General features: G+C 59.1%; 23 protein-coding genes and 1 tRNA gene. 14 read left to right on the top strand and 10 right to left on the bottom strand.

From position 1 onward, the window contains the following. The first annotated feature begins 72 nt into the window (after positions 1–72). Positions 73–519, top strand: a complete 447-nt coding sequence (locus tag NBH21_RS03075; RefSeq protein ID WP_250912809.1) for a baeRF12 domain-containing protein — start codon at positions 73–75, stop codon at positions 517–519. A 58-nt stretch (positions 520–577) separates the two neighbouring features. On the opposite strand, the gene NBH21_RS03080 is transcribed toward NBH21_RS03075, so the two are convergent. Continuing rightward, a complete protein-coding gene (locus NBH21_RS03080; RefSeq protein WP_250912473.1) occupies positions 578–931 on the bottom strand; it encodes a hypothetical protein in 354 nt (117 codons plus the stop codon). Positions 932–1,250: 319 nt separating this feature from the next. On the opposite strand from NBH21_RS03080, the gene NBH21_RS03085 reads away from it, so the two are divergent. Then, positions 1,251–1,694, top strand: a complete 444-nt coding sequence (locus tag NBH21_RS03085) for a glyoxalase superfamily protein (protein WP_250912474.1) — start codon at positions 1,251–1,253, stop codon at positions 1,692–1,694. A gap of 222 nt (positions 1,695–1,916) precedes the next feature. Then, complete coding sequence (locus NBH21_RS03090) at positions 1,917–3,134, top strand: NAD(P)/FAD-dependent oxidoreductase (RefSeq protein ID WP_250912475.1); 1,218 nt, start codon at positions 1,917–1,919, stop codon at positions 3,132–3,134. A gap of 203 nt (positions 3,135–3,337) precedes the next feature. Here NBH21_RS03090 and NBH21_RS03095 read toward each other — a convergent pair whose 3' ends face one another. The 3 genes from NBH21_RS03095 to NBH21_RS03105 all read right to left on the bottom strand — a co-directional run bounded on the left by NBH21_RS03095 (position 3,338) and on the right by NBH21_RS03105 (position 5,880). Next, positions 3,338–4,264 (bottom strand): tyrosine-type recombinase/integrase, encoded by a 927-nt coding sequence (locus tag NBH21_RS03095; protein ID WP_280924863.1) that lies wholly within the window; start codon positions 4,262–4,264, stop codon positions 3,338–3,340. A 269-nt stretch (positions 4,265–4,533) separates the two neighbouring features. Continuing rightward, complete coding sequence (locus tag NBH21_RS03100) at positions 4,534–5,571, bottom strand: porin (protein ID WP_250912477.1); 1,038 nt, start codon at positions 5,569–5,571, stop codon at positions 4,534–4,536. A gap of 218 nt (positions 5,572–5,789) precedes the next feature. Next, positions 5,790–5,880, bottom strand: a tRNA-Ser gene (locus NBH21_RS03105). Positions 5,881–6,530: 650 nt separating this feature from the next. Here NBH21_RS03105 and NBH21_RS03110 point away from each other — a divergent pair. Then, the gene (locus tag NBH21_RS03110; protein ID WP_250912478.1) at positions 6,531–7,568 is read left to right on the top strand and encodes a porin; all 1,038 of its coding nucleotides are present in this window, start codon (positions 6,531–6,533) and stop codon (positions 7,566–7,568) included. Positions 7,569–7,776: 208 nt separating this feature from the next. Here NBH21_RS03110 and NBH21_RS03115 read toward each other — a convergent pair whose 3' ends face one another. Together NBH21_RS03115 and NBH21_RS03120 are read right to left on the bottom strand one after the other, a co-directional pair. After that, on the bottom strand, positions 7,777–8,661 hold the full coding sequence (locus tag NBH21_RS03115) for an alpha/beta fold hydrolase (RefSeq protein WP_250912479.1): 885 nt from the start codon (positions 8,659–8,661) through the stop codon (positions 7,777–7,779). Between the two features lie 174 nt (positions 8,662–8,835). Next, positions 8,836–10,902 (bottom strand): lytic transglycosylase domain-containing protein, encoded by a 2,067-nt coding sequence (locus tag NBH21_RS03120; RefSeq protein WP_250912480.1) that lies wholly within the window; start codon positions 10,900–10,902, stop codon positions 8,836–8,838. Between the two features lie 219 nt (positions 10,903–11,121). Here NBH21_RS03120 and dapA point away from each other — a divergent pair, with 219 nt between their 5' ends. Both dapA and smpB read left to right on the top strand, forming a co-directional pair. Next, a complete protein-coding gene (dapA, locus tag NBH21_RS03125; protein WP_250912481.1) occupies positions 11,122–12,006 on the top strand; it encodes a 4-hydroxy-tetrahydrodipicolinate synthase in 885 nt (294 codons plus the stop codon). A 135-nt stretch (positions 12,007–12,141) separates the two neighbouring features. Further along, on the top strand, positions 12,142–12,621 hold the full coding sequence (gene smpB, locus NBH21_RS03130; RefSeq protein ID WP_163904416.1) for an SsrA-binding protein SmpB: 480 nt from the start codon (positions 12,142–12,144) through the stop codon (positions 12,619–12,621). A gap of 153 nt (positions 12,622–12,774) precedes the next feature. Here smpB and NBH21_RS03135 read toward each other — a convergent pair whose 3' ends face one another. The 4 genes from NBH21_RS03135 to NBH21_RS03150 all read right to left on the bottom strand — a co-directional run bounded on the left by NBH21_RS03135 (position 12,775) and on the right by NBH21_RS03150 (position 17,541). Further along, positions 12,775–13,653, bottom strand: a complete 879-nt coding sequence (locus NBH21_RS03135; protein ID WP_250912482.1) for a LysR family transcriptional regulator — start codon at positions 13,651–13,653, stop codon at positions 12,775–12,777. Between the two features lie 253 nt (positions 13,654–13,906). Further along, complete coding sequence (locus NBH21_RS03140) at positions 13,907–14,983, bottom strand: bifunctional transcriptional activator/DNA repair enzyme AdaA (RefSeq protein ID WP_250912483.1); 1,077 nt, start codon at positions 14,981–14,983, stop codon at positions 13,907–13,909. A gap of 111 nt (positions 14,984–15,094) precedes the next feature. Continuing rightward, positions 15,095–16,609: a globin-coupled sensor protein gene (locus NBH21_RS03145; protein WP_250912484.1), complete on the bottom strand. Its 1,515-nt coding sequence runs from the start codon at positions 16,607–16,609 to the stop codon at positions 15,095–15,097. A gap of 353 nt (positions 16,610–16,962) precedes the next feature. Further along, positions 16,963–17,541 carry a LabA-like NYN domain-containing protein gene (locus NBH21_RS03150; RefSeq protein WP_250912485.1) on the bottom strand — a complete coding sequence of 193 codons (579 nt, stop codon included), beginning with the start codon at positions 17,539–17,541 and terminating at the stop codon, positions 16,963–16,965. Between the two features lie 300 nt (positions 17,542–17,841). Between NBH21_RS03150 and rpoZ the strand changes: the two genes are divergently transcribed. The 8 genes from rpoZ (at position 17,842) to era (ending at position 24,622) form a co-directional block, all read left to right on the top strand. Further along, positions 17,842–18,243 carry a DNA-directed RNA polymerase subunit omega gene (gene rpoZ / locus NBH21_RS03155; protein ID WP_250912486.1) on the top strand — a complete coding sequence of 134 codons (402 nt, stop codon included), beginning with the start codon at positions 17,842–17,844 and terminating at the stop codon, positions 18,241–18,243. Positions 18,244–18,339: 96 nt separating this feature from the next. Continuing rightward, on the top strand, positions 18,340–20,565 hold the full coding sequence (locus NBH21_RS03160) for a RelA/SpoT family protein (RefSeq protein WP_250912487.1): 2,226 nt from the start codon (positions 18,340–18,342) through the stop codon (positions 20,563–20,565). Positions 20,566–20,805: 240 nt separating this feature from the next. Next, a complete protein-coding gene (locus tag NBH21_RS03165; protein ID WP_099057250.1) occupies positions 20,806–20,958 on the top strand; it encodes a DUF3563 family protein in 153 nt (50 codons plus the stop codon). A 128-nt stretch (positions 20,959–21,086) separates the two neighbouring features. Further along, positions 21,087–21,674, top strand: coding sequence for a DUF2062 domain-containing protein (locus NBH21_RS03170; RefSeq protein ID WP_250912488.1), 588 nt, complete (start codon positions 21,087–21,089; stop codon positions 21,672–21,674). Positions 21,675–21,701: 27 nt separating this feature from the next. Beyond that, the gene (gene acpS, locus NBH21_RS03175; protein WP_250912489.1) at positions 21,702–22,106 is read left to right on the top strand and encodes a holo-ACP synthase; all 405 of its coding nucleotides are present in this window, start codon (positions 21,702–21,704) and stop codon (positions 22,104–22,106) included. Between the two features lie 93 nt (positions 22,107–22,199). Next, positions 22,200–22,943, top strand: a complete 744-nt coding sequence (gene lepB / locus NBH21_RS03180) for a signal peptidase I (protein WP_250912490.1) — start codon at positions 22,200–22,202, stop codon at positions 22,941–22,943. Then, the gene (rnc, locus tag NBH21_RS03185) at positions 22,940–23,662 is read left to right on the top strand and encodes a ribonuclease III (protein WP_250912491.1); all 723 of its coding nucleotides are present in this window, start codon (positions 22,940–22,942) and stop codon (positions 23,660–23,662) included. The genes lepB and rnc overlap by 4 nt, the downstream gene beginning before the upstream one ends. 9 nt (positions 23,663–23,671) lie before the next feature. Beyond that, complete coding sequence (gene era / locus NBH21_RS03190; protein WP_250912492.1) at positions 23,672–24,622, top strand: GTPase Era; 951 nt, start codon at positions 23,672–23,674, stop codon at positions 24,620–24,622. Positions 24,623–24,632 lie beyond the last annotated feature (10 nt).

Here is a 24,632-nt window from a genome sequence, read left to right on the forward strand (position 1 = left end):
GCCGGTACTATACTTTAGGGAGTGTCCGTCATGCAGGCGGACGAGCGGTACGCCGCAGAAACGGAGGAAGTCATGGAACGCATCATGATCGCGTCGAAGTCCTGGGTCGTTGTCTGTGATGGCGCGAAAGCGCTGTTCCTGCAAAACGCCGGCGACTCCCGGGTGCTGAACCTCAAGGTCATGGAAACGCTGACGCAACCCGACGAGCCCAGCCGGGAGCAGGGGACCGGCCGTCCTGGCCGGGTATACCAGTCGGTGGGTGAGGCCCGCAGTTCCATGGAGGAGACCGATTGGCACGAGCAGGCGGAAGCCGGGTTCCTGAAAGAGGTTGCGGAAAAACTCGGCCACATGGCCCGAAGCGGCGAGATCGAGAATGTTGTGCTGGTGGCACCGCCGAGGGCACTTGGAATTCTTCGCGCGCAGTTGGGTGAGGAGGCTGCGGGAGTTGTCCGCGGTGAGGTGGCTAAAGACTATGTGAAGATGCCTGTACCCGATATCGAGAAGCATCTCGCTGCATAGGCGCTTTTGAGAGATCAGTTCGAGACGCCGGCCGCGATTGCGGCCGGGAGGTTAATTGTTACTGGCCGAGTTCGAAGGACAGGCGGACGACGTGGTGCAGGAATTCCGCGTTTATCAGCATGTTGAATCCGACAGTCACCTTCTCTGCCTCGCGGCGGATCAGCGTGCAGCCGATCTCGTCGTGGATGCCGAGGATTTCAAGGAAGAAATGATCGGGCAGCGCCACATGCGGGCTCACCTCGACCTCTGCGCCATAGAGGGAAATGTTGCGGATCAGGCACCGCAGCTTGGTCTTCGTGCTCAGATGGCGGCCGACGAAGATGATCTTGCCCGGCCGGTCGATCGTGAACTTCTCGTAAACACGGTCCGGCGGTATGTTTTGCTTGGCGTCCGGTATGGCCTGCAAGGGCATGATTACCCTCCCTCGATTATCTTTTGGTCTCAATATAAGGCAACTTCCCTTATGCTTTCTCAACGCTAAGCATAAAATCCTAGGATTGTGCGCCGTTCCGCCGCGGTCCGGGTTTCGGGCCTCATCTGCCGTCGAAGATCTTGACAGCGGCGGCGCGGCTTTCCATATCTGCGCTCGGTTGGAGGCGCCGGCCGCCCGCGGGCAACAGCCCTTGGTGAAGTCCTCCTGACACATGGAAGAACCCTCGTCTGCGCATGCATGGGAGGGGCAATGCGGGTCCCCTTCGATATTTGCATGCGGTGAAAAGAGAGAGGTTGCCATGTCCATGGCCCAATTGACGATTGATGAACTGAAGTCCCAGGCCAGGCGATTGCGCGACGCCATGGCCGGCAACGGCGCGCCCGTCAGCCATAGCGCTGCGCTGGAACTGGTGGCGAAAAGCCACGGCGTGCGCGACTGGAACACGCTTTCGGCCATGGCGGCCCGCAGTGATAATGCCGAAGTCGCACCGGTTGCCGTGGGGGCACAGGTGAGCGGTGAATATCTCGGCCAGCGTTTCACCGGTCGCGTCCTCGCTTTGTCGCGCCTCTCGCAGAGCAGCTATTACGCAATTACGCTGCATTTCGACGAGCCGGTGGATGTCGTGACGTTCGATAGCTTTTCGGCATTCCGCAGCCGGGTGAACGCCACCATCGACAGCAGGGGCGTTTCCCCACGCCATACATCGAACGGGCGTCCTCACCTAGTGCTCCATCTGCAATAATAAGGAGATACCCCGATCCCTTCTGTTTGCGGGCATCGGGGTATTCTCGCCGCAAGCCGGACTCCTTGACGGGCCGGTGCCGCCGCGCTACCCCTTTTGCCATCCTTCCGCGCAGGCCCCGGCGGCCATGGGCGCGATCTTCCAGACACGTATGTCGCGCGGAGCCGGACAACGGTTTTGCGGTTACGGCATGCGAAGAAACCAAGGTATCGGGAGACTGACGTGACGGGCAGACTGGTCATCATCGGGGCGGGGCAGGCTGGTTTTGCCCTCGCGGCAAAGCTTCGGGCTCTGAAGGACACCAGGCCGATCACCATTCTCGGCGCGGAAGACACATTGCCATACCAGCGTCCGCCGCTTTCCAAGAAATATCTGCTGGGCGAGATGAGTTTCGACCGGCTGCTCTACCGTCCCGAGGCGTGGTATGGCGAGAACGATGTCGAGGTTCGCCTGTCGATGCCCGTGGAGGAAATCGACCGGGCGAGCAAGACGGTTCGTCTGTTCGACGGTTCCACTCTGGCTTACGAGACGCTGGCGATCGCCACCGGCTCGACACCGCGCCGCTTGCCGGCAACGATCGGTGGCGATCTCGACGGTGTCTATACCGTTCGCGACAAGGCGGATGCCGACAGGCTGGCAAAGGAAATGAAGCCCGGTCGGCATCTGCTGATCGTCGGTGGTGGTTACATCGGCTTGGAGGCTGCAGCGGTCGCGCGTCATCTGGGGCTTGAGGTGACGCTTATCGAGATGGCGGATCGTATTCTTGCCCGCGTGGCAGCTGCGGCGACGGCCGACGCCATGCGCGCAATCCATCAGTCTCACGATGTTGTCATCCGCGAAAAGACCGGCCTTGTTCGCCTGATCGGGCGGGATGGCCGGGTGACGGGCGCCGAACTGTCGGATGGTTCGGTCATCGATGTCGATATCGTTATTGCCGGGATCGGTGTCACGCCGAATGACCGGCTTGCGGCCGATGCCGGCATCGAAACCGCCAATGGCATTCTCGTCGATGCGTTCGCCCGCACCTCCGATCCCGCGGTTTTCGCCATGGGAGATTGCGCCGTCTTCGACTGGAAGGGCCAGAAGATTCGGCTGGAATCGGTACAGAACGCCGTCGATCAGGCGGAGGTCGCCGCAGCGGTGATGGCGGGAGGCGACGAACCCTATCGGCCGAAGCCATGGTTCTGGTCCGACCAGTATGACGTCAAACTGCAGATCGCCGGTTTCAATCTCGGTTACGACGACACGGTCGTGAGGCCCGGCGCCCGGGAGGGAAGCCTTTCCATTTGGTACTTCGCCAGCGGGGAATTCATCGCGGTCGATGCCATCAATGACGCAAAGGCCTATGTCACCGGCAAGAAGCTGCTGGACCTCGGGCGAAGCGTCGACAAGGCGGTGATCGCCGATCCTTCTGCAGATCTGAAAGTTCTTCTGGCCTGATCAACGGCCCGGGCGCGCCTAGGTCCGTTGTCGTCCCGAAAGACGGCCGCCTCTTGCTTTATATATAGAGACACAAACACAGAGGCCGGATCCGAAAGGGTCCGGCCTCTGTGTTTGTGAATATGACACTCTTTTGACCCTGTGGTCACAGTCTGATCACAAAAATGTTAGCGCTAACATTTACCCCTCAAAAAAAGGGGTAATCAGCAAGCTGCAGCGCGCTCCAGAACGGGGACGCACATATCGAGGTCATGCGAGGCAAGGTGCGCGTAACGCATGGTCATCGACAGGGTCTGGTGACCGAGCCACATCTGGACGCGCCGGATATCGATCCCGCCCTGAACCAGGCGCGATGCGCAGGTGTGGCGCAGCACGTGCGGAACCACATCCTTGTCGTCGCCGAGGCCGACCGTTTCCTTTGCCTGGTGCCAGGCGATGCGGAAACGCTGCTGGTCGATTTCGCAGAACGGGCCGGGCTGGCGCTTGCTCGAACGGCCGATGGCCTCGAAAGCCCGGTGGGTGAGGGGAACCGAGCGACTGCGCCCCGATTTTGTGACCCAGAAGGTGACGCGCGTGGAGTTCATGTCGCCCCAGCGCAGATTCAGGCCCTCGCTCAGGCGGGCGCCTGTATCAACAAGGAATATGCAGAACCGGTAGTAGAGATCGGAATGTGCCCTCATTTCATTGAAGAGCGCGTTTTCCTCGTCCTTGTCGAGAAAACGGATTCGTCCCGCCTTCTCTTTCTGACGTTTGAATTCGGGTAGGCTGTATACGTCTCCCATCTTGAACGCCTTTCGCAGTAGTTTGCTTAAAGCCGCCATCTTTCTGTTGATGGTAGCGTTGCTGTTACCGCGTTTGCGCAACTTTCCAATGAGTTCATCGAGCATGTCGTCCGAAAACGTCGAGAAGCTCGGGCAATCCAGCATATCGTGGAGTTCGGCGATGAAATTGGTGACGTTGTATTTGTGGCTGCCATTCAGCCAGAGGATGTCACCATACTTTGCAAACAGCGCACGGAGAGAAGTGTCACGAACTTCGTTCAGCTTGCTCGTTGAGCCGTACTGATAATGAACGGAATAGAAAGGCACTTCGACGCCAGTGTCGAATGTCTCCCTATCTTCCGATGCCATGCTGTTCACGCTTGCCTCACTACGATCCCGGCCCCCTGTTGGGCCTTGCGGGATTGAATATGGTTATGATGCATAAAAAGTATAGATTATAAGTGGCGCAACACCGCGGAAGATTGAGTTTTACTCATATAACGTTGCCAGCCGGCAACAGTTGTCTTAACTGGCCAGCTCGAAGCATTTTCAACTTTTACATACAAAAAGGCTGACTTTTCAGGGCCTTGAGAGTGGGATCCGGCCATCAGGCCGGATCCCTGGTCCGATAAATCGGATTAGAACGAACGCTGGAGGCGAACGAAGCCTTCCCATGCGCCGTCGTCGTCGGCCTTGTCTTCGTCGAAGTACTGGACCGAAACCTTCGTGGTGAGACCTTCGGCCAGCTTGTAGTCGAGGGTTACGCCAGCCTTCCAGGCTTCGTTGTCTTCATCGAATTCGTCAGCGGAGACGAGGCCGTAGTTCCACCAGTACTGAACGCCGGGGGTCAGGCTCAGCTTGTCGGTGAGCTTGGCTTCGTACTGAGCAGCAACGGTCCACTCGGAAACGTCGTAGTAGGCGTTTGCACCGGTGGAGTAGATAGCTGCGAGGCCGAGGGTACCCGGACCAATGTCAGCAAGCAGCTTGGCGCGAACTGCACCGTTTTCAGCTGCGAAGTCGTAGGAGCCGAGCAGTTCGCCGGTAACAACGCCGAAGGTCGCTGCGATCTGGGCTTCGACACCGACGTTGTCGTTGTCGCCGTAGAAGTCGTAGGTATCGGAGTAGGTCTTGGTCAGCTCGTCAACGAATGCACCAACCTTGAAGGCGTCGGTTGCGTATTCGTAACCGATCGAGTTGATGCGGTTCGAACCGAGGTCGTCGGTTTCGCCGGACAGGTCGTTATCCCAGTAGTTGTACATGTAGCCGACCTTGAAGCCGCCAACAGTGATGTAGGCTTCGTCGATTTCAAGCGAGCCACCGTCGTAGTCGCCTTCAGCCCAGGTGCGGACTGCGATGTACGAACCGATCGTACCGAGTTCGGAGTCGTTCTTGGCTTCGAAGTTGACCTTGGCGCGGGTACGAGCATTCCAGTCGAAGTCGTCTTCGCCCGGACCACGATCACGGCTGGACCACTGCAGTTCGGTACGAACGTAGCCGCTGATCTTGAGGCAGGTCTCGGTGCCGGGGATGTAGAAGTAGCCGGTGCCGAAAGCGTCGCAAACGCGAACGTATTCAACCGGCTCGGGCTCGGCAGCAACGATAGCGTCAGCAGCCTGAGCGCCGGATACTACTGCGAGAGCAGCAGCGGAGCCGAGAAGAAGGCTCTTGATGTTCATATTGACCTCCAGTCAATTATAAAACCGACCGGATGCCTTCAGTGATTTTTATCGATTACTTTCAATATGTTGACTGCATAGCGCTTCGCGAGCCTCGCTGAAAAAGCGTCGTCGGGCTTGTCTAATCGCGTTTTTCGACGTGCTGAATGGCTCCGGACGAACGCAAAAAGTTCGAGCACGGAGCTCCCGATAAACAGCAATGTGTGGGGAAAATCTTATGGCGGAGAGGAAGGGATTCGAACCCTCGATACGCTTTTGACGTATACTCCCTTAGCAGGGGAGCGCCTTCGACCACTCGGCCACCTCTCCGGTCCGGCCTGATTATTTGCTTGGTTGGCCGAATGCAAGGCCTTTTCCGCAGTCCGATGACAATTTCCAACGTTGCCGGCGGTCGACCGGCCTAAACTGCGACCTCTCTATTAAGGTCGTGCGATGTCGAGGTTTTTTACTCTCCGTTCGAATCGATGAGGCTGCAATTCACCACGCGAGTCGGGTTCCGCGGCGAGTCGCTGGCTATAAAAAGGTACGATTCGATGCCTGGCGCGGTCATGGGCCATCGTTATCGCGGTGCTGAATATATGTGAGGCATCTCTAAAAGGAGCGGGTCCGCGCCCGGAATCTGTCTTGTTTTGGGAAAAGTCGGCATTTTACGCGTCGCCAATTCCCGGCAAAAATCCCTCTAAGTCCGTCTTTCATAACGACTTTCTTAACAGAGGGTAAACGGAAGTGTCGGTCCGGTGGCGACTTTGTGTCCTTTCAGCAACAGCCTTTTGGGAAGGCTACATGGAAACCTTCCTTTCTCCTGTTTGGTGATTGCATGACGGGCGGCGTTTTGTATTTTCAATCTCGGAAGCGAGGCGGTGGATCGTCCGTCTTCTGAAACCGACGGGGATGGGGCAGGGAATGCTGTCCTTCAGCCAAAGAACCCAGACCCATACGAAACTTGACTGGAGGTCAATATGAACATCAAGAGCCTTCTTCTCGGCTCCGCTGCTGCTCTCGCAGTAGTATCCGGCGCTCAGGCTGCTGACGCTATCGTTGCTGCCGAGCCCGAGCCGGTTGAATACGTTCGCGTTTGCGACGCTTTCGGCACCGGCTACTTCTACATCCCCGGCACCGAAACCTGCCTCAAGGTTGGCGGTTACGTTCGTGCGCAGCTCGACTGGTCTGAGAGCGACGACGACGACTTCGACTGGGATGCTCGTACCCGTGGTTACCTCTCCATCGAGGCCAAGAACGACTCCGAGATCGGCACGATCGGTTCCTACTTCGCATTCAAGTCCTGGGGTAACGGCGACTACTCGAACAGCTCGTTCGAGCTTGATGAAGCCTACATCACTGTTGGCGGCTTCAAGGTCGGCTACATGTACAACTACTGGGATGCTGGTCTGTCCGGCGAAACCGACGACCTCGGTTCGAACCTGATCAACGCCATCGGTTACGAATATGCTGCTGACGCCTTCAAGGTCGGCGTATTCGTTGACGAACTGACCGACACCTACGCTGACTGGGATCCGGCATTCGACTACTACGGCGACAACGACAACGTCGGTATCGAAGCCATGGTTTCCGCTACCTTCGGTCCGGTCACCGGCACCTTGCTCGGCGGTTACGACTTCGCAGCTGAAAACGGCGCTGTCCGCGCTATCGTCGAAGCTGAAATCGGCCCGGGTACCCTCGGCCTCGCAGCTATCTACTCCTCCGGCGTAAACGCTTACTACGACCTGGCAGAGTGGACCGTTGCTGCTGAATACGCAGCTAAGCTCACCGACAAGCTGACCCTGACCCCCGGCTTCCAGTACTGGTGGAACGCTGGTCTTGCTGACGCAGACGGCGACTTCACCGGCGACGTTGAAGCTTGGAAGGCTGGCGTAACCCTCGACTACGCTATCGCTGAAGGACTGAAGACCAAGGTTTCGGTTCAGTATGCTGACACCGACGAAGCTGGTGTTGACGGCGCTTGGGAAGGCTTCGTTCGCCTGCAGCGTTCGTTCTAATAAGATCTCCTGATCTTATGGGGAAAGCCCGGTCGCAAGACCGGGCTTTTCTCGTTTTCGGGCATTGGTTTTTGGATGACTCTCTGGCTGGATAGCCATAAGGTCTTCTTCGCTAAACCGGATAAGGCTTCAGTATCCGAAGATGTCGAATGCTGCCTTTATCTCACCCTTCCATTTACAGGGCAGTGAGACATCGGATTTCCCAGGCTCAGTGGATACCGGCGAGGAATATCTGAATCTCTGAGGGAATGTCGGCTAAATGCAGAATAGGGGCGTGGCCCTGGCCCGGAGCCGCCAACAATCGCATGTGCGGATGTCGTTCAGCCATGACTTCCGATGTCTGCTTTGAAAGCAATCTCGAGTTTTCCCCTCGTATCGTCATCAGCGGCAGGGAGCGGAACAGGTCGAATTGCGCCCATAGATCGGGGAGGGGCTGACTGAGATCGGCGGCGCGAAATTGTTCGGCGATTGCCGGATCGAAATCCGCGACGAGTTTTCCATCAATTTCGCGGTAGATTGCATCGGCCATGTCACGCCAGTCCGCCTCGGAGAGGGTAGGAAAGCTCTGACCGTGCGTTTCCGTGAGGATTGCCGCGGCATCGTCGAAATTCCGGGGGCGGCGTTCTTTGCCGAGATAATCCTGGATCTGTTTCAACCCCTCGATCTCGATCACAGGCCCAATATCGTTGAGGACGACGCCTGCCAATCGTTCCGGATGCGTAGCCGCCAGTATATGCAGGATGAGCCCGCCACGGGATGTCCCGATGAAAATTGCTCGCTCTATGCCGAAGCGATCCAGGATCGCAATCACATCCTGGGCTTCAGTCGGGATCGTATAGCGTTCCTTGTTCTCGTCCCGGTCGGAAAGACCGCGTCCGCGCGAATCGATGGTGATCACTCGAAAGGGGGCAGGGGGCTGGGTTGAGAGCAAAAGCGCAAGTTGGTGGAAGTCGCGGGAATTGCGCGACAGACCCGGCAGGCAGACGATTGGCAACCCTTCATTTTCCGGACCGTAGATTCGCGCATAAAGCTTCAATCCATCCGCGACCTGGATGTAATGGCTCTCGAAACCGCCGGTGTAGTCGTTTACCACCAAAGCCTCCCTCAAACTGGTGAAAGACAGTCTAGAGCATGTCTCGCGAAAGTGTGCGGCGGTTTTGCGATAACGACACGTGGCGGACGGGGCGTTGAGATGCGTTCAGCGAATCTGAGCATCGCGAGGCGTGTCAGTTCACCCCGAAGCCAAAACGAACCGCTCGTTGCTCACTCAGCGGCCGTAGCGAAGGTCGTGAACGATATCGGTCTTCTGGCCGAGCCTGCTCTTGTAGATCTGGTAGTTTTCCATCACCCGCTGCACGTAATTGCGTGTCTCGGGGAAAGGGATGCGCTCGATCCAGTCGACCACCTCGTCGATGGGGCGTCCGCGCGGATCGCCATAGCGATCGAGCCACTCGGGCACGCGCTTCGGTCCGGCATTATAGGCGACGAAGGTCAGAATATAGGAGCCGCCGAAGGCGTCGATCTGCTCGCCGAGATAGTGCGCGCCGAGCGTGGCATTGTAGCCGGCGTCGCTCGTCAGCTTTTCCTGCGAATAGGCAAGACCGTGACGTGTTGCTACACCCTTTGCCGTCGTCGGCAGAAGTTGAAGCAGGCCGCGTGCATTGGCGGGGGAAACCGCGGCAGGATTGAATGCGCTTTCCTGCCGGGCAATGGCATAGGCGAGCGCCTTGCCCGACCCTTCGATATTGGCATTGGCCGGAATGACGCCAATCGGGAAGGCGAGCGCCGGCACGTCGATTCCCCGCGCATAGGCCGTCTTGCCGATCTGCAGCGATAGCTGGTGGTTGCCGGCTTTCTCCGCTTTGGACGTAAGCAGCGCCAGTTCGCCCGGGCTGTCGAGTTGCTGCGCGAGTGCCCGGTAAAGACTGTCGCCACGCCATCCATGGCCTGCGGCCTCGAAGCGCGCGATCGCCTGCACCGCCTCGCGATTGGAAAAACGCTGCCGCTCTTCGGCGCTCGGTTGCGGATAGGGAAATTGCAGGCTGCCGCTTGTCCCGCGAGCGCTGGCCAATTGTCCGTAGAAAGTGCTCGGGAAACGGGACGCCTTGGCGAAATATTCCTGCGCCTTGCCGTCCCGGCTCACCTCGGAGGCGCGGCCGAGCCAGTACCATGCGCGCGATGCAGATAGCGGCTTGTCGGAAACCTGAAGAATCTTGCGGAAGTGGCCCGCCGCGGTCTGGCCGTCTTGCAGGCCGCGCAGCGCGAAGAAGCCGGCATGAAATTCGGCATCCACCACATCTACCGGTTCCGTGGCGACATGGCGCGAAACAATCTGGTAGGCGGCCTTGAACTTGCCGAGATCGGCAAGCCCACGTGCGACGATCCGTTGTTCGTTCCACCATTCGGTGGTGTTGACGAGCTTCGAGGTTTCGCGCGGTGCCTGCGCCAGCAGCTTGGCCGCGTCCTCGTATTTTTCCTGTCGCCTCAGGTTCTCGATGCGGGCAAAAAGGAACGCCGGATCGGAAGCCCATTTGGCATCCACTGCCTTGAGCAGTGCAGGCGCCTGCGCAGACCGATTCAGCACGGCAGCCCACGCATTATAAAGCGATTGCGCCTGACCGAGGCTCGAGAAGCGCTTCGCCTGGCTGATCCGGCTCCGATACATCAGGTAATCCATGCGGGCCTTGTGGTCCGCCGGCGTCAGAAGCGTCGGGAACTCGGCGATGACCTTGTCTTCGAGAGACGTGTCCAACGCCTGTTCACGCCATATCTTGCGCAACACTTTGGTTGCCGCAGCGGTGTCGCCGTTTGCCACAAGCGCGCGGGCGAGAATGATGGCGCCTTCTGCCGTTTCAGGCGCGGTGGTGCCGAATGCGGAGAGAACCTCCGCAGCCCTAGGGTTTTCACGATAAAGCGCCCGCTCGGAATTGGCGCGGAAAGCAGCGAGGCCCGGCCATCCCTTCAATTCGTTCTGTGCGGCTGCGATTTCAGCCGAGGGAATGCCGGGCAGGCCGGACATGGCGATGGACCATGTGAGCATATGTCGGTCGAGCCCTTCCGGCATCCGGTCGCGGATGGCAAGTGCGTCGGCACCCTTCTTGTTGGAGAGTGCGTCGAGACCGCTCTTGAGCAAAGGATTTGCCGCGCCGACTCGTGCTGTGCGCGGGATCGCGCCGGTTACCTCTGAGGAGGGCGGGATGATGGCGGCCACATCCTGCCGGGCTGGCTTCGGAGACGGCGTGGGTATGGATTCGGCAAGCACAGAGAAGCCGTTGCCGGCCATTACGGCAAGCCCAAGTCCGAAGATGGATATCGAAAGTCCGACCCGTCTCATCCCGCTACTCATGGAACACTGTGTATCGCATCCATTAGCCATCCGGCAAATTAACGAAACCTTTCCGAAAAGCCAGAAATTCGATGTTCCGCTACTCTAAATCCGTCACAAAACCGTCAGCGTTCCGCTTGTCGCGCTTCATTCTGCAAAGTAATGTGCCGGCGTCTTAATCGAGGAATACGGCCGAAGCGTGAGCGCGGGCCGTCAGGAGTCTATTGTATGTTCCAGGGATCCATTCCCGCTCTCGTCACGCCGTTCACCGATACGGGCGCCGTTGACGAAGCCGTCTTTGCCGCCCATGTGGAATGGCAGATCGCCGAGGGAAGCACCGGCCTCGTGCCGGTCGGCACCACCGGTGAATCTCCGACCCTTTCCCATGGCGAGCACAAACGGGTCGTGGAACTCTGTGTCGAGGTGGCGGCCAAGCGCGTGCCCGTCATCGCCGGCGCTGGCTCGAACAACACCCGGGAAGCGGTCGAACTGGCCCTTCATGCTGAAGGCGTCGGTGCGGATGCCCTGCTGGTCGTCACTCCTTATTATAACAAACCCACGCAGAAGGGCCTGTTCGCCCATTTCTCTGCCATTGCCGAAACGGTGAAGCTGCCGATATTCATCTACAACATCCCCGGTCGTTCGGTGATCGACATGTCGCCCGAAACCATGGGAGCGCTGGCGAAGGCACACAAGAACATCGTGGGCGTGAAGGATGCGACGGGCAAGCTCGAGCGCGTTTCCGACCAGCGCATCACCTGTGGCCCTGATTTCATCCAGCTTTCCGGCGAGGATGGGACGGCTCTCGGCTTCAATGCCCATGGCGGCGTCGGCTGCATTTCGGTCACGGCGAATGCTGCGCCGAAGCTCTGTGCCGAATTCCAGGCGGCGACGCTTGCCGGCGATTACAGGACGGCGCTTGCCTATCAGGATCGCCTGATGCCGCTGCACAAGGCGATCTTCATGGAGCCTGGCCTGTGTGGGGTCAAATATGCGCTGTCCAGGCTGGGCCGGATGAGCCGTAACGTGCGCCTGCCTCTCTTGCCGACGCTGGAGCCCGCGACCGAAGCCGCGATTGACGCGGCGCTGGTGCATGCCGGCCTGATCAACTGACCGACGAACCGGGCACCCACCGCCCGGCTTCTTCCCTTCCGGCGATCGCTATATTACATAGAGACGACAAGAGCCGGACGGGATGCCCGCCGTCCGCACGATAACAAGCATCCCGGGCGGAACGGACTTTTCATCATGGCACCCCGAGGCAGCCAACGCGTCGTTAACAAGGTCGTTGCGGAAAACCGCAAGGCCCGCTTCAATTACGAGATCCTTGACACCTACGAGGCCGGTCTTGTCCTGACCGGCACCGAGGTCAAGTCGTTGCGTGAAGGCAAGGCGAATATCGCGGAATCCTACGCCTCGGACGAAGGGGACGAGATCTGGCTGATCAATTCCTACCTGCCGGAATACCTGCAGGCCAATCGCTTCAACCATGAGACCCGCCGCCGCCGCAAGCTGCTGTTGAACAAGCGCGAGATCAACCGCATGCGCGCGGCCATCAATCGCGAAGGCATGACGCTCGTGCCGTTGAAGATCTACTTCAACGAGAAGGGCAGAGCGAAGCTGGAACTGGCACTCGCCAAGGGCAAGAAACTGCACGACAAGCGCGAGACGTCGAAGGAACGGGACTGGAATCGCCAGAAGTCACGTCTTCTCAAGACCGGCGGCTGATTTATTTCCCGCAAGTTGCCAATAATCAGGGCCGGATGGCGCTCCTCACCGCCGGTCTAGGCATTGCAGGGCTCTTAAAACCCTCACGAAGCCAAGGCTTTTCAATCCCTTCCAAATTCGGGAGGTTCACGTGTTATCCCCCTTGTGGCGAATTCACTCCGCTGCTGCGGCTGGCTCCGGCCCGGTAAAGAGTGCCGAGTGGGTTTGAAGTAGTTTTGCCAGCCTGTCGATCATCAGGCGAACCTCCGGCCGGCTGCGGTCGTCGTCATGCATGGTGATCCATAGATCAGCTGTCAGCGCCGTGACAGGCTCCCCGATCCTGACTAATCCGTCTTCCCGTTCGCCGATAAAACAGGGCAGGATTGCCCTGCCGCCGCCTGAGCGAACCAGTTCCAGAAGGGCAGGCGGCGTCGTGGTCCAGATGCTGATCCACTTGTCAGGCTGGCGGGAAATCCACTTGTCGGCAGGAGCTGTCGCCTGTTCGCGGCCGATCGAAACCCATCTTTCCTGATCCTCTTCCGCAACTTCCCGCTTTGCATAGGCGGCGTAGCAGATGCGGACGGACTGACGCGCCGCCAGATTGCCGGCGGCAGGTCGCTGGTGCGTGAGTTCGATTTCGGCTTCGCGGAAAATCAGGTCCACCCCGGCATCGCTTGCCTTGATGCAGAGCCGGAAGGGATCCTGCGGGCTCCAGATCGCGGACAGATGCCGAGCGAGGAACATCGACAGCCAGCTGTTGCTGGCGACAGAGACGATGGGCAGGCAATAGCCGTTCTCATTCCAGCGACGGATGGCGACAGCTTCCGCCTCCATTCTCTGCACATGCTGCAGCAGGACTTCGCCGTCTGGCGCCAAGCCATAACCCTTGCTGTGACGGATGAAGAGACTGTGGCCGGTCGCCCTTTCGAGAGCCAGCATCCGGCGGCCGATCGTGGGCGCGCTGATGCCCGTGCGTTCGGCCGCACCAACGAGTCCGCCTGCCTGCGCCACCTGCAGGAAAAGCCTGAGATCATCCCAGTTCTCGTCTTTCATGGCTGAAATACTCCGTTCATTCCTGCATCTACACCCCGAAAAACCAAAGGCTTAACAGGGAGTGACGACAACAGTCTGGAGGAAAACGCCATGCGGCTCAATTGGGTTCTGCTCTTTCAGGCGGCAAGGACACGCCGGTTTGAACAGCATCCGCTTGCCGATCCGCTGGAACGACCGGAATGGCAGGGCAGGGAGTATGTTATCCGTTTGCTCTGCCGGTTGGTCCGAATTTTGTAGGGGAGTACAGAAGGCTTCAACCAGCAACAGAACTTTCGCGGGCTGCGGCCATACGCCGCTCGTGCTCGATCAGCCAGCGCTTGCGCCAGAGGCCACCGCCGTAACCGGTCAGGCTTCCATCGGCGCCCAAGACACGGTGGCAGGGAATGAGTATGGCGATCTGGTTTGCTCCGTTGGCCCGCGCCACGGCGCGAACGGCAGAATCGCGGCCCATCTTTTTGGCGAGTTCGGAATAGCTCATCGTCTCGCCCGCGGGGATTGCCTGCAGAGCGGTCCATACGTCACGTTCGAACCCTGTTCCATGACCGGCAATGCGGATGCCGAATTCAGAACTCAGCCCGGAGAAATAGCGATCAAGCGTTGCGGCTAGCATGTCCGTCACAGGCGTACGTCCGCTGGCAATGGACATGCGCGAACTTTCCTTCAGGCGACGGATTTCGTTTGGCAAAGCGGGGCGGTCGGCAAATTCCAGAAGGTGCAGCGCGTGATCATCGACGATCGCCATCATCGGGCCGAGCGGCGTTTCGATCCAGTCGGCCTTGAGCAGCGTCTGGCCACGAAGCGCTGCCGGGGCTTCGCCGACGAGCGCGTTGATGGCGGCACGAAAGCCGCTGCCCGACTCGAAACCGGCATCGATCTGCGCATCAATGACCCGACCGCCTTCGGCGAGCATTTCGGCAGCCTGACCGACCCGCCGCAGACGCGCCATTTCGAGGAAGCTCATGCCGAACTGGCGCTTGAAGGCGCGGCGCACGGTCGAGAGATCATATCCTGCGGCCCTCAGGTCATCCTCGCGCCAGCGTCGCGCCGGCTCCTTTTCCAGAGCGTCGAGCAAGGCGCTGACGGTCGGATCCTGATCCTTGTATTTGAGCAGCGGACGGCAGCGCTTGCAGGGACGAAAGCCTGCCTCGAGGCAGGCCGCGATATTGTCCTGGAAAATGCAGTTTTCCCGCTTCGGCTTTCGGGCAGGGCAGGTCAGCCGGCAAAAGATGCGTGTGGAGGTGACGCAGACATAGGCGAAACCGTCATACGCCGGATCGCGGGCGATCAGCGCGTCATAGAGAACTTCATCGGTAGGGCGAGTGAACAACATGACATTGTTTTATCCCGACCGGAGAATCACTGCCGCCAAAAAAAGAGCATGGATGTCTTTTTCGGGCGGCAGGGGAATGCTTTTCAAAAATGCGCGGTCGCGCACTGTCGATCAGGCTGCGTAACGCGGGCGATATTCGGACGAGGTTGACGACGCGCGATAGGAGCGTGAGACCGAGAAGCGGGAAACCAGCCGCGTCAGATGAGTGGAGACATCCATCAGCGTATGAGTCGACGCATTGGTCTCCTCGACCATGGCGGCGTTCTGCTGGGTCATGCGGTCCATGCTGGTGATCGCGGTATTGATCTCGGCGATCCCGGTGGACTGCTCCTGCGAGGATGTGGCGATGGCGGCGATGTGCTCGTTGATCGCATGGACTTGCTCGCCGATGGTTTTCAACGCATCGCCGGTGCGGTTCACCAGCGAAACGCCACGTGCGACGTCCTGCGACGAACGGTCGATCAGTGTCTTGATTTCCTTGGCGGCAGCGGCCGAACGCTGGGCGAGTTCGCGCACTTCCTGGGCGACGACCGCAAAGCCGCGGCCGCTTTCTCCTGCGCGTGCAGCCTCGACACCGGCATTGAGCGCCAGAAGGTTGGTCTGGAAGGAGATTTCGTCGATCACGCTGATGATATGGGTGATCTTGCGCGAGGATTCCTCGATGTCGCCCATGGCTTCCACGGCTTCCGAAACGATCTCGCCGGAGCGGACGGCCTCTTCGGCTGATGCCCGGGCCGCACTGCGGGCTTCCTGGGTCCGCGTCGCGGCCTGCTTTGAAACGGTGGTGATTTCCTCCAGCGCCGCGGCGGTCTGTTCGAGCGCCGCCGCCTGCTGTTCTGTGCGTTTTGCCATGTCGTCGGTGGCGGCGGTCAGCTCGCGGCTGTTGGAGGTGACGCGGTCCGCTTCCTGAACGATTTCACCGAATGCGTTGGCAAGCGACGAGATGGCCTTATTGTAGTTGATCCGCAGACCGTCGAACTTGGGGGCAAGATCGTGTTCGATCGTCGCCGTCAGGTCGCCGGAGCTGAGATGCTCGAGGGCGTTGTCGAGCGCCTTCAGCGCATCCTCCTGCTCTGCTTCGAGGCGGTTGCGCTCTTCTTCGGCGCGGGCGCGCTCGTCGGCAAGGGCTTCGAGATAGACGGAAATGGAGTAATCCATGTCCAGCATCGCGGCCTTCATGATCGCGCTAACATTGGCGGCGAGACGTTTTGCCTTGCGGGACTGGCCGAAACCGTTGAGCTCGTCGCTGATGACGCGCTCGATGATCCCGTCCAGGATCAGGGCGTAGCCGCCGATATACCACCGTGGTTCCAGGCCAAGCCGCGCATGAGTGCGACCGATCGCCGAGACGGCATCGACGTAACCGTCATCGAAACGGCCGGAAGAGATCAGTGCCCAATGGCTTTCCTGCCTGCTCTTGGCATGCTGGATGTGGGCTTCACTGGAAAAGAAGCGTGCAGTATCGGGATGAGCCTTCGCACGACGGTAGAATTCATCGAGTGCCGGGCCGATGGCGGACTCGATCACGGGCTTCAGGGCAGCGAGTGTGTCTTTCTGTTTGGCGCCCAGATCGAGAAAATTCAATCGGTCGTTCAGTTGGGACGGGTCCCGGCGAAAGCTGCCCATGTTCAAGCCTATAATGTACGAGAGAAACACCGGACGTTGGAAGGTTGCGTTCTGCCCGGTTAAACTGAAGTGCTGCATGCATGAATATGCGGTGTCCAATCAATGCCGCATGATGAATTTAGCCCGAATGCCTTAATGGAATGATAATAGTTAAGCCCAAAGCGATTTGGAAAAAACTGTCGCAAAACTGCGACAATGCTTGCTCTGGACACCTTTATTCGCGTCCAGAGCAATGTTGGATTTACCAATTATTGAATTTTATCAATTTTCAGCCGCCATCGACACCGGCCGAAGCCGGACAAGCACGCCGCTGAAGCGATTGTGGTCGATGGGTGCCGCGGTCGGCTCGGATCTTATTCCGCGTCAGAGGCGGGAAGGGGTTCCAGGGGGCGCTGCGGGCGTTCGCTCGGGTCTCTTCCGATTTCGCCCTTGAGCGAAACGAGATCGATGAAATAGTCGGCCTGACGGCGCAGGTCGTCGGCGATCATCGGCGGCTGGGTGGCCATGGTGGAAACCACGGAAACCTTGCGTCCCTTGCGTTGAAGGGCTTCGACAAGCGTGGTGAAGTCGCCATCGCCGGAGAAGATCACCAGATGGTCGACAGTCTCGGACTGTTCCATCGCATCGATGGCCAGTTCGATATCCATGTTGCCCTTCACCTTGCGGCGGCCCATGGAATCCGTGAATTCCTTGGCGGGCTTGGTGACGACCTTGTAGCCGTTATAGTCGAGCCAGTCGATCAGGGGACGAATGGAAGAATATTCCTGATCCTCGATCAGGGCGGTGTAGTAATATGCTCTGAGGAGATAACCGCGCTTCTGAAACGCCTTGAGCAATTTGCGATAGTCAATGTCAAAGCCCAAGCTCTTCGAGGCTGCGTAGAGGTTCGCGCCATCGATGAAGAGAGCTATTTTTTCCCGTGGGTCGAACATCGCGCAATTATCCTTGAAGAGGAATATGAGTTATCTGGCAAAAGATAATCAAAACAGAACCTTGCCTGCACGCCAATGGATAGTCCCTGTAAATTATGAACTATTCATATAAGAATGATTTAGGGCACGATTCGCAATATTCCAAGCACGCCTAGGTTGAAATGTCCGTAATGAGCCGTGCTTTTTTTGTCCTCGGCACTTCGGGGAGGACGCCGTGGTGACGAAAAACTTGAATTTGCCTTCCATTGGCTGTATCGGGCTGTTAATTCCTGAAAAGTTCACGACCGCAAAGGACAGGCAATGGCCCGCGTCACCGTTGAAGATTGCATCGACAAAGTAGACAACCGCTTCGAGCTCGTGCTGCTCGCAAGCCACCGCGCGCGCCAGATCTCGCAGGGCGCACCGATCACTGTAGACCGCGACAAGGACAAGAACCCGGTCGTGGCTCTGCGCGAAATCGCCGACGAAACCCTCTCGCCCGACGATCTCAAGGAAGACCTGATCCACTCGCTGCAGAAACATGTTGAGGTTGACGAGCCCGAGCAGGAAGCCGGTTCCATGATCTCCAACGCCGTTGCCGCAGCAAAGGGCGACGACGAGGACGAACTGCCGGAAACCCTTACTTTTGACCAGATGTCGGAAGAAGAATTGCTGGCCGGCATCGAAGGCCTCGTTCCGCCGGAAAAGAGCGACGATTACTAATCGTCAATTTATTCCGTCATATTCTGACGGTTAGAATGTAGTGACGTGCGCCAATCGTGCTGATTGGCGCGCTTTTCTTTTGTGGAGCAGCTTTGCATGATGAGGCAATACGAGCTCGTTGAGCGGGTTCAGAAGTACAAGCCCGATGCCAACGAAGCCCTCCTCAACAAGGCCTATGTCTATGCCATGCAGAAACATGGCAAGCAGAAGCGCGCCAGCGGCGATCCCTACATCTCGCATCCGCTCGAAGTCGCCGCGATCCTCACCGACATGCATCTCGATGAGTCGACCATCGCGGTCGCGCTGCTGCATGACACGATCGAGGACACCACCGCGACCCGCGCGGAAATCGACGAGCTGTTCGGCGAGGATATCGGCCGGCTGGTCGAGGGGCTGACCAAGCTCAAGAAGCTCGACCTCGTCACTAAAAAGGCGAAGCAGGCCGAAAACCTGCGCAAGCTGCTGCTTGCCATTTCCGATGACGTGCGGGTCCTGCTGGTCAAACTTGCCGACCGTCTGCACAACATGCGCACGCTCGAGCATATGCGCGACGACAAGCGCGCCCGCATTTCCGAAGAGACGATGGAAATCTATGCGCCGCTCGCCGGCCGCATGGGTATGCAGGACATGCGCGACGAGCTGGAGGATCTGTCCTTCCGCTATATCAATCCGGAAGCCTACGAGACTGTCACGCAACGGCTGGCCGAGCTTTCCCAGCGCAATGAAGGCCTGATCAAGAAGATCGAGGACGAACTGCGCGAACTGCTGGTCGCCAACGGCCTCGTCAAGGCGTCCGTCAAGGGACGGCAGAAGAAGCCCTATTCGGTCTTCCGCAAGATGCAGTCGAAGTCGCTTTCCTTCGAACAGCTCTCCGATGTCTACGGCTTCCGCATTCTGGTAGACGATATCCCCGGCTGCTATCGCGCGCTCGGTATCGTGCATTCCCGTTGGCGCGTGGTTCCCGGTCGCTTCAAGGATTACATCTCTACCCCGAAACAGAACGACTACCGCTCTATCCACACCACGATCGTCGGTCCGTCGCGCCAGCGTATCGAACTGCAGATCCGCACGCGCCGCATGCACGAGATCGCGGAATTCGGTATCGCCGCCCATGCGCTCTACAAGGATGGCGAAAACGGCGAGCCGGGTGAGCTCCTGTCGCGCGAGAGCAACGCCTATTCCTGGCTGCGTCACACCATCGAGGCGCTGGCGGAAGGCGACAATCCGGAAGAATTCCTCGAGCATACCAAGCTCGAACTTTTCCAGGATCAGGTGTTCTGCTTCACGCCGAAGGGCAAGCTGATCGCGCTGCCGCGCGGAGCGACCCCGATCGACTTCGCCTATGCCGTTCATACGAACATTGGCGATACCTGTGTCGGCGCCAAGATCAACGGTTCGATCATGCCGCTGGTCACGCGGCTGTCGAACGGGGATGAGGTTGAAATCATCCGCTCCGGCGTGCAGGTGCCGCCCGCTGCCTGGGAAGAGATCGTGGTTACCGGCAAGGCCCGTGCGGCCATCCGCCGGGCGACCCGCATGGCGATCCGCAAGCAGTATTCCGGCCTCGGCTATCGTATTCTCGAGCGCACCTTCGAGCGCGCCGGCAAGGTGTTTTCGCGTGACGGCCTGCGGCCGGTGCTGCATCGTCTCGGGCAGCGCGATGTCGAGGATGCCATCGCCGCTGTCGGTCGCGGTGAAATCTCCTCGCTCGACGTCCTGCGTGCCGTCTATCCCGATTATCAGGACGAGCGTGTCACGGTGAAGCCGTCGAGCGACGAGGGCTGGTTCGCCATGAGCACGGCGAACGGCATGGTGTTCAAGATACCCGGAAAGGCACGTCCCGCGGAGGGTGGCGATACGGCCGAGGGGCCGGAACCGCTGCCGATCCGAGGCCTCTCGGGCAATGCGGAGGTGCATTTCGCACCAGCCGGGGCTGTTCCTGGCGACCGCATCGTCGGCATCATGGAAGATGGCAAGGGCATTACCATCTACCCGATCCAGGCATCGAGCCTGCAGCGCTTCGACGAAGAACCCGAGCGCTGGATCGATGTGCGCTGGGATCTCGACGAGGCGAACAAGTCACGCTTCGTTGCCCGCATCATGATCAATGCCCTGAACGAGCCGGGAACGCTCGCAACCGTCGCCCAGACGATTGCCCGCCTCGATATCAACATCCGCACTCTCAGCATGACAAGAGTCGCGACCGATTTCACCGAAATGGCGATCGATCTCGAGGTATGGGACTTGCGTCAATTGAATCAGTTGATTTCCGAACTGAAGGCTCTCGACTGCATTTCCACGACAAGGCGAGTCTACGACTGACGGATGTCGGCGTTAGCAAAGCGGTAACCATGCCATCGTCGGTCGCCGGTGCGCGGGCAAATTTTGCCCGCCGGTTATGCGCTTGTGCGACAAAATGCCTCCGATATGGGCACTCATTGGTCAATTGAAGCGCATGGTATGCATTTAATGCATGGCTGGGGCTATTTATCGGAACTGGTGGTTTTTGCGCCGCACAATTACATTGTCCTCACATAAGAGAGAAAGAACGAGGACAGAGAAATGTTTGAACCTATCCGTAAGCTGGCCAAGGCTCTTCGCGTACCGAGCGTTGCTGATCGCGAAATGGCATACCTGAACGGCGCTCGTGACATGGTCGACCTGGAGTTCCGCCAGCGTCAGATCGATCGCGGCATGTTCCGTCGCGGCTTCTAAGCCGACATGCCGTCCGAAGGCGCGCGGCGGCTTGCCCTGCGCCTTATTTTCGCCGGGAGCGATGGCGAATATAAACAGGCTCTCGGCCAGTCTTGTAGACACCGGGGCTCTCGATTACATGTGCCCCCATGCTGTTTCGCCGACGTAAACCCGCAGGATTAGCCGAAAGGTTGCGCGCCCTCTTCTGGTCGCCAAAGGGCTTTTCGCGCCCGTTCCAGTATTTTCGTATGCGTATCGTCCGCCTCGCGGCATCGCCGCATGCGGTCGCTGCCGGTTTCGCTGCAGGCATCGCATCGTCCTGGACGCCTTTCATCGGCCTGCATTTCATTGTTTCCTTCGCCCTGGCTTATGTCATCGCTGGAGACATGGTTGCCGCGGCGCTTGGCACAGCCTTCGGCAATCCGCTGACCTTCCCCTTCATCTGGGCAGCGACCTGGGAAATCGGGACGCTGATCCTTGGCGGAGGTGACGCCAGTATTGGACGTCACATCGACCTCCATCATCTCTTCAGCAATTTCGAACTGTCGCAGTTGTGGCGGCCGGTGCTTGAACCGATGCTGATCGGCGCCATCCCACCGGCGCTGGTGACGGGATTTGTTGTCTATGGTCTGACCTTCTATGCAGTAAGTGGTTTTCAGTCTCGCCGCCGCGCGAGGCTTTCGCTCCGCGCCAGAACCCGTCTCGCCGAGGCGATTGATGGCGGCGTGAGCGCTTGATGTCGGCGTTGTAGGGCAAGGAAAACCATGATCATCGGCATTGGCAGCGACCTCATCGATATCCGCCGCGTCGAGCAATCGCTCGAACGTTTCGGCGAACGCTTCACCAACCGCTGTTTTACCGATATCGAGCGACGCAAGTCTGACGGCCGCAAGAACCGGGCGGCTTCCTACGCCAAGCGCTTCGCTGCGAAGGAAGCAATGTCGAAGGCGCTCGGGACCGGCATGGCGCAGGGCGTGTTCTGGAAGGACATGGGTGTCGTCAATCTGCCCTCGGGCAAGCCGACCATGCAGCTGACCGGCGGTGCCGCGGTTCGATTGCAGAGCATGCTGCCACCTGGCCATCATGCAGTGATCCACCTGACGATCACCGACGACCATCCTCTGGCTCAGGCTTTTGTGATTATCGAGGCCTTACCCGGCCATGGTTGAGCCCGAATGGGCTGCCAAATGCGTTCCTGCGCCGTTGCCGCGGACGCCCGAAACGTCTAGACAGTGCAGGATTTCAGAGAAGGAAGAGACGGCGTGACCGATCGAGCAGACAAGAAGCAGAGTGCCCTCTGGGAGAACATCAAGGTCGTTATCCAGGCGCTTCTGCTGGCCATGGTGATCCGCACCGTGTTGTTCCAGCCCTTCACCATTCCGTCCGGCTCCATGATGCCGACGCTTTTGGTGGGCGACTATATCTTCGTCAACAAGTTCTCCTACGGCTATTCGAAGTATTCGCTTCCCTTCTCGCCGGACCTCTTCGAAGGCCGCATCTTCGCCAGCGAACCGAAGCGCGGCGATATCGTGGTCTTCCGCTTCCCGCCGAACCCGCAGATCGATTACATCAAGCGTCTGGTCGGCCTGCCGGGCGATCATATCCAGGTCATCAATGGTGTGCTCAACATCAATGGCAAGCCGGTTCCTAAGGAGCCTGATGGCAGCTTCACCTCCGATTACCGCCTTGATCCGGGCACCGACGTTCCCGTGTTCCGCGAAACGATGGACAACGGCGTCACCTATGACACGCTGGACCAGTCCCCGGATTCCCGCGGTGACAACACCCGCGAATTCATCGTCCCGGAAGGCCATTACTTCATGATGGGCGACAACCGCGACAACTCGCTCGACAGCCGTTTCGACGTTGGCTTCGTGCCGGCTGAAAACCTGATCGGCAAGGCGTCCGTCATCTTCTTCTCGCTCGGCAACGACACCTCGTTCCGCGAAATCTGGAAGTGGCCGTCCAACATGCGTTGGGACCGTCTGTTCAAGGTGGTTGAATGAAAAAGCCGAAAGGCCTGACTGAAGACGACCGGTCGTGGCTCGAAACCGCAATCGGTCATCGCTTTGCCGAGAAGGAGCGTCTTGACAGGGCACTCACTCATTCGAGCGCCAAGGCCGGTGCGAAGGGAGGCGATTACGAGCGCCTTGAATTCCTGGGCGACCGCGTGCTCGGCCTCTGCGTTGCCGAGCTTCTCTTCAAGACCTACAAGACCGCCTCCGAGGGTGAACTTTCCGTGCGCTTCAACCAGCTGGTCAGCGCCGAGGCCTGCGCCGAGATTGCCGACCAGCTCGAACTGCATCGCTTCATTCGCACTGGCGCCGACGTCAAGAAACTGACCGGCAAGCATATGCTGAACGTTCGCGCCGATGTGGTCGAGAGTCTGATCGCTGCGATCTATCTGGACGCCGGGCTGGAAGCCGCACGCGAGTTCATCCTGCGCTTCTGGCAGAGCCGCGCCACTCGCGCCGATGGCGCGCGACGCGACGCCAAGACCGAATTGCAGGAATGGGCGCATGCAAGGCATGCGGTTACTCCGAGTTACCGGATTGCGGAACGCTCCGGACCGGATCATGATCCCCGCTTCACGGTGATCGTCGAAATTCCCGGCGTTGCGCCGGAGACTGGAACCGAGCGCTCGAAACGCGCCGCCGAGCAGGTGGCCGCAACGAGGCTTCTCGAACGCGAAGGCGTCTGGCAGAAAGCCACTGACGCAGGCTGATTGGAACCGATGACAGAACCCGAAAACACCTCCGCCGACACTGCTGCTGCTGCTGCTGGCGATAACCCGACCCATTCCGGCTTTGTGGCCCTGATCGGTCCGACGAATGCCGGCAAGTCGACGCTGGTGAACCGCTTCGTCGGCGCCAAGGTATCGATCGTCAGCCACAAGGTTCAGACGACCCGCGCGGTCATGCGCGGCATCGCGATCCACGACAACGCCCAGATCGTCTTCATGGACACGCCCGGCATCTTCAAACCGCGCCGCAAGCTTGACCGCGCCATGGTGACGTCTGCTTGGGGCGGGGCCAAGGACGCCGACCTCATCCTTCTCCTGATCGACAGCGAGCGCGGCCTGCGCGGCGATGCCGAGGCGATCCTCGAAGGGCTGAAGGACGTGCACCAGCCGAAGATCCTGGTGCTCAACAAGGTCGACCGGGTGAAGCCGGAGGATCTCCTGAAGCTTGCTTCCGCCGCCAACGAGGCGGTGAAGTTCGAACGCACCTTCATGATTTCCGCGACCACCGGTTCCGGCTGCGACGACGTCATGGATTACCTGGCGAAGACGCTTCCCGAGGGCCCGTGGTATTATCCCGAGGACCAGATTTCCGATCTGCCCATGCGCCAGCTTGCGGCCGAAATCACCCGCGAGAAGCTGTTCCTGCGCCTGCATCAGGAGATTCCCTATTCCTCGCATGTCGAGACCGAAAAGTGGGAAGAGCGCAAGGATGGTTCCGTCCGTATCGAGCAGGTGATCTACGTCGAGCGCGATAGCCAGAAGAAGATCGTACTCGGCAAGGCCGGCGAGGCGATCAAGTCGATCTCGACCGCCTCCCGCAAGGAACTGTCCGAAATCCTCGAACAGACGGTTCATCTCTTCCTGTTCGTGAAGGTGCGCGAAAACTGGGGCAACGATCCCGAGCGCTTCCGCGAAATGGGCCTGGAATTCCCGCGCGAATAGTCGCGGGAAT

The organism is Ciceribacter sichuanensis, from assembly GCF_024055605.1.
Classification (GTDB): Bacteria; Pseudomonadota; Alphaproteobacteria; order Rhizobiales; family Rhizobiaceae; genus Allorhizobium; species Allorhizobium sichuanense.